Annotated in this window: 5 protein-coding genes and 1 pseudogene; all 6 read left to right on the forward strand. The window is 62.3% G+C overall.

From position 1 onward, the window contains the following. The first annotated feature begins 88 nt into the window (after nucleotides 1-88). The 6 genes and pseudogenes from FJ398_26625 to cas2 all read left to right on the forward strand — a co-directional run bounded on the left by FJ398_26625 (nucleotide 89) and on the right by cas2 (nucleotide 3380). A pseudogene (locus FJ398_26625) lies at nucleotides 89-302 on the forward strand (hypothetical protein). Then, complete coding sequence (locus FJ398_26630; GenBank protein MBM3841461.1) at nucleotides 290-523, forward strand: hypothetical protein; 234 nt, start codon at nucleotides 290-292, stop codon at nucleotides 521-523. The pseudogene FJ398_26625 and the gene FJ398_26630 overlap by 13 nt, the downstream one beginning before the upstream one ends. Before the next feature lie 68 nt (nucleotides 524-591). Next, nucleotides 592-975: a hypothetical protein gene (locus FJ398_26635; GenBank protein MBM3841462.1), complete on the forward strand. Its 384-nt coding sequence runs from the start codon at nucleotides 592-594 to the stop codon at nucleotides 973-975. Nucleotides 976-1484: 509 nt separating this feature from the next. Next, nucleotides 1485-1868, forward strand: a complete 384-nt coding sequence (locus FJ398_26640; GenBank protein MBM3841463.1) for a Dna2/Cas4 domain-containing protein — start codon at nucleotides 1485-1487, stop codon at nucleotides 1866-1868. Beyond that, nucleotides 1781-2959: a type I-C CRISPR-associated endonuclease Cas1 gene (cas1c, locus tag FJ398_26645; GenBank protein ID MBM3841464.1), complete on the forward strand. Its 1179-nt coding sequence runs from the start codon at nucleotides 1781-1783 to the stop codon at nucleotides 2957-2959. The genes FJ398_26640 and cas1c overlap by 88 nt, the downstream gene beginning before the upstream one ends. Before the next feature lie 130 nt (nucleotides 2960-3089). Continuing rightward, nucleotides 3090-3380: a CRISPR-associated endonuclease Cas2 gene (gene cas2, locus FJ398_26650; GenBank protein ID MBM3841465.1), complete on the forward strand. Its 291-nt coding sequence runs from the start codon at nucleotides 3090-3092 to the stop codon at nucleotides 3378-3380. Nucleotides 3381-3834 lie beyond the last annotated feature (454 nt).

The following is a 3834-nucleotide window of genomic DNA, read 5'->3' on the forward strand; positions in this document are numbered from 1 at the left end:
CCTGCTCTTTGAAGTCCCTACGCCGCTCGGCTTCACCGTCTGCACAACGGCTGACTACTGGCAACGGCTGGTCGGCAAGCATCCTGATTTGGCGGACAGGCTCGACGACGTGAAGGCCACGTTGCGCCAGCCGGAGCAAGTGCGGCAGAGCCGCCGCGATCCCGCGGTGCTGCTGTTTTTACCGTCGCGGCGTCCGCCACTGGGTCGTGGCCGTGGCCAAACGCGCCGACGGCACGGGTTTTCTGGTGACGGCCTACCAAACCAATGCGATAAAAGAAGGAGAACAGATATGGCCCAGATAAAAGTCCATTACGAACCGGATCTTGAATTGCTCACGGTATTCTGGCAGGCCCCGCGGCCAAACCAGATTTGCACGGAGTTGGATGACGGCGTGGTCCTGATCAAGGACGGCCAGAGTGGCCAGCCCATCGGCGTGGAGCTGCTGTCCTACAAGCCGGGTGACGCCCGGTTTGACGGTGTGGCGGTGGAACTCTCCGGCAAGGGCTCTTTACTCCCAGCCTGAACCGGCAACCTGATGCACCTTCCGCATCGGGCCAGCCTTCGCCCGGCGATTGCACTGAGGCGCTCCGCTTGGAGCTTCGGAATGATCGCGGCGCGCAGGCTTTGCGCATTGAGGAAATCGAGCGAGCCGAGAAAGGGGCGGATTACCCCGAAGTCACCAAGCTCTGCCGAATCATCACGGCGGACACGCGAACCGTGCTGGTGGATCAGGCGTTGGTCAACCGAATCGAGAGCCGCGACCGGGCGCAGTTCCCCTCCTGGCGCGAGATCATGCAGAACAGCGTCCAAATCTGGTCGAGCCGGCTCAAGAGCGGCGATTGGCCGCTGAAACCTATCGGGCTGGGCGAGGAGCTTTGGGCATGGACCGGCCGGAACTACAACGGCTTTCTCGGCTACATGGCGGACATCATTCCATTACTGAAGGCCAGCAAGACCGGCTGCGACGTTTTGTGACCCCAATGGAAAATCCAAATTCACAGCTTGCCGAGCCGCACGAGCAATTGCCTCTCTCGCTCCTCAACGACTTCCTCTACTGCCCGCGCCGGGCAGCGTTGAAAGCGATTGAAGGCTGGCGGGAGGAAAACGAACACACCATCCTCGGCGACCTGGCGCACGACCACGCCGACCTGCCCGGCTACGAAGTGGCCAAAGGCGTGCTCGTCTGGCGCGCGTTGCCCGTCTGGTCCGAACGGCTTGGACTCTCGGGCAAATGCGATATCGTGGAAGCGGAAACGGGTAGCACAGGCTGCCAGCCTGTGCCGTCCGGCAACCTGCCGGACGGAACGGGTGCGAGGTCGATTGACCATCCTGGCCGCGATTTCAGTTTGGCGCTCACGGCCATCTCGGTCGGCAAGTTGCCGACCGGAACGGGCGAGTCGCCCGTTCCACCTATTCTCCAGACACGCTCTGAAAAGGTGTCCAGCGAGGCGCCGGACACGACACGCGAGGCGCGTGTGCTCCCCATGATTCGGAAACTCGTTCCGGTGGAATACAAGAAAGGCAAACGCCGCCCGTTCGAGAACGACGACGCCCAGCTCTGCGCCCAGGCGCTTTGTCTGGAGGAGATGTTCGGCATCCCCGTGGAACGCGGCGCGGTGTTTCACGCGGCGAGCAAGCGCCGGCGCGAAGTCCAATTCACGGCGGAATTGCGTCGATTGACCGAGAACGCGGTCGCGGAACTGCACACTCTGATCGATGCTCAACTCTCATCTCCGGACCCGCAACTTCCCCGCGCCCTCTTCAAACCGGCGTGCGAGGAATGTTCGCTCTTCGAGATTTGTCTGCCCAAAATAACCGGCGCCTCCGACCGATTCGTGCGCGCAGCGAAGGGACTTTTCAGCGTTTGAATCGCATGAGCGACGTCCAGCAAAACACGCTTTATCTCCTGACGCCCGGCAGCTACGTCAGCCGCGACCATCTCACCCTTCAGGTTGAAGTGCCCGAATACCCGCCTGATCTCCCGTCCGAAGATCGCACTCCGAAATCCGCCATCCGCACTCGCAAATTGAGCATCCCCATCCATCACCTGGAATCGATCTGCGTCTTCGGACCGAGCGTGATCAGCCCGCCTGCGCTTGATCTCTGCTGGGAACAGGGCGTGGCCGTGAATTACCTGAGCGAGCACGGCTACCTTCAGGCGCGCATGACGGGCGTGGCCGACACGAGCGTGACCCTGCGCCGGACGCATTTTCGCGCGGCGGATGATCCGGCGAAATGCGTCGCCATTTCGCGGCAGATTGTGGCTGGCAAAATCCAGAACTCGCGGAACAGCCTGCTTCGCGCCGCGCGCGAAAGCCAAAGCGAGCCGGAGCGGGAGTCATTGCAGGCGGTGATCGACGCGCTGGGGCGTCAGGTGAGCGAACTGGCCGGGCAAAACGACCGCGACCAAATCCGCGGCGCTGAAGGCCTGGCGTCGCAGCTTTACTTTTCGGTTCTCAGCCTGACGCTCAAACAACAGCGGGATGACTTCGCCTTCAGCACGCGCAGCCGCCGTCCGCCGCGCGACCGGATCAATTGCCTGCTTTCCTTCCTCTACGCGCTGGTGCGGCACGATTGCATCGCCGCGCTGACCAGCGCGGGGATCGATCCTTTCGTGGGATTCTTCCATGTGGACCGGCCGAATCGGCCCTCGCTGGCGCTCGACCTGATGGAGGAGTTCCGTCCGTGGCTGGCGGATCGGCTGGCCATCACCTTGATTAACCGCCAGCAGGTCGGCCCGCAACATTTCAACCCGCGCGAGGGCGGCGCGGTCGAGTTCACCGAAGCGGGCCGCAAGCTCGTCATCAAGGCTTACCAGGAGCGGAAGCAGGAGAGCTTGACCCATCCGTTACTGGACCAGAACCTGCGCGTCGCCCAAATGCCGTTTGTTCAGGCCCGGATTCTGGCCCGGCACCTGCGCGGCGACCTGGCCGATTATTTGCCTTTCGTCCCCAAATGACAGCTCTGGTTTCGATCAGGAGGCGCACCCAGGAGCACCTCCTTTCCCATCCGATGGGAGAGGGAAGGGGCGAAGGCTGGGTGAGGGCCCGATTTAACGACGTAACGATTCAACTCATTTAACGAGCACCATGTTAATCCTGATCACTTACGACGTGTCCACAGTCGAAAAAGCGGGCCACCGCCGGCTGCGTCGAGTCGCCCAGGCTTGCGAAGATTACGGAACTCGAGTCCAAAAGTCCGTCTTCGAATGCCAGGTTGGACAAAAGGAATGGGCGCGGCTCCGGGACCGGTTGCTCCGTGAGATCAACGCGGACGAAGATTCGCTTCGGTTTTATTTCCTGGATGAAAAGGCCGTAGCCCGAACTGAGCACCACGGCGCCGCCAAGCCCGTGGATCTGACGGAGCCGTTAATCCTATGACGTGGCTTCCGCGAACCCCAAGTGCCGGCTCCGTCGCCGACATCTCGCGCACGCCTGGAACTTCAATCAGGGCAACCATTTTCCGCTGTTCTTTGACAACCGAATCGCATCGCGCGCCGGGAAGCTCGCCACGTTCGCGAAAATCAGCTAACAACACTTTGCGGTGCTGCCGCTTGGCAGCCCCGCTGTCGCCCCGCGCGCGAGCGCGGGGCGCGGATTGAAACGCAACACACGTGGCAATCTGGGCGGACGAGAATGGTCGCCCCGCGCGCGAGCGCGGGGCGCGGATTGAAACACACCGATCCCAGCATCACCAAGAGCTATTACGTGTCGCCCCGCGCGCGAGCGCGGGGCGCGGATTGAAACAGGTACACACGCCGCGCGAGATCAAGCGCCGCTTGTCGCCCCGCGCGCGAGCGCGGGGCGCGGATTGAAACTTCAACGGCTGGCGCTC

Source organism: Verrucomicrobiota bacterium (assembly GCA_016871535.1).
Classification (GTDB): domain Bacteria; phylum Verrucomicrobiota; class Verrucomicrobiia; order Limisphaerales; family SIBE01; genus VHCZ01.